The organism is Methylopila musalis (assembly GCF_042679725.1).
Taxonomy (GTDB): domain Bacteria; phylum Pseudomonadota; class Alphaproteobacteria; order Rhizobiales; family Methylopilaceae; genus Methylopila; species Methylopila musalis.
Map to the genome: position 1 here is coordinate 1 of NZ_JBHTMX010000370.1, position 1140 is coordinate 1140.

Sequence of the window (1140 nt, forward strand, 5' to 3'; positions counted from 1 at the left end):
GCCGCCGAGCGCCAGGCAGACGGCGATCTCGCCGGCCGAATCCCAGCCCGGCCCCGCCACCAGCGGCAGCAGCGCCGGCGTCACCGCCGCGAGCCCCACGAACACCGGCGCGATCAGATAGGCGGTGCGGGCCGCCACCAGCCCCGGCGTCGCGCCCGGCCGGGCGAAGAAGGAGAACGACAGGTTGTGCGCGGTCGCGACGATCGCCCCGCGGATCGGCTCGATCAGGCGCATGGCCATGTTCACGTAGCCGAGCGTGGTCACGCCATAGGCCGCCCCGACCACGTTGTTGAAGGCGAGATAGGTCAGGTTGTCCGCGAGCCGCTCCAGGAAGGAGAAACCGGCGAAGCGGCCGAGCTCCTTCAGCCGCGCGGTGGACCAGCGCGGACGGATGAGCGCGCCGAGCCGCGCCTGCAGCAGGAGGGCGCGGGCGATCATCACGAACAGCCGCACTCCGATCAGCGCCCAGACGCCGGCGCCCGCAAACGCGATCGCGAGGCTCAGGGACACGCCGATCACATGGCCCATGAGGCTGGCGTAGGCCACGTCGTTGAAGCGGCGGCGGCGGCGGGCGAGCGCGGTCGCGATGTCGGTGTGGCCGCTGAAGAACATGGCGAGCGAGGCCGCCGGCAGCAGCAGCCCGAGCTCCGGCGCGTCGTAGAAGGCGCCGAGCGCCATGCCGCCGGGAATGGTGAGCAGCAGCAGGATGAGGCCCGCGAGCCACGAGGCGGCGAGCGCCGCCTCCAGATGGCCGCGCCGGAGGCCCCGGCGCTGGGCGAGCGCCTCCTCGAACGGCGCGCCGACGAACACCGACAGCACCGCGACCACGGTGAGCGCCAGCGCCGTGACGCCGAAGTCGCGCGGCTCCAGCAGGCGCGACAGCACGGCGGTGCTGAGGGTGAGCAGCAGGATGCGGCCGATGGCGTCCGCGCCGGCCCAGCCGATCCAGCCGATCACCTTCGTTCCGCGGGGGCGCGCGCCTGTGGGCATGAGGGGGACCGCGTCAGCCCGCGATCAGCGGATCAGCCGGCGGTCTTCGCCCGGACGGGGGCCGGCCGCCGCCGCGGCCCGGCGCAGGGCTTCCGACAGGCGGGACGAGGCGTCCTCGGTCGTGGCCGTCGCGGCGGGCGCGACCGGAGC

At 74.6% G+C, this 1140-nt stretch carries 1 protein-coding gene; it reads right to left on the reverse strand.

The features are described from left to right. Positions 1-990 (reverse strand): oligosaccharide flippase family protein (locus tag ACFQ4O_RS17725; protein WP_378777724.1); only part of this gene is annotated, 990 nt, incomplete at its 3' end. Positions 991-1140 lie beyond the last annotated feature (150 nt).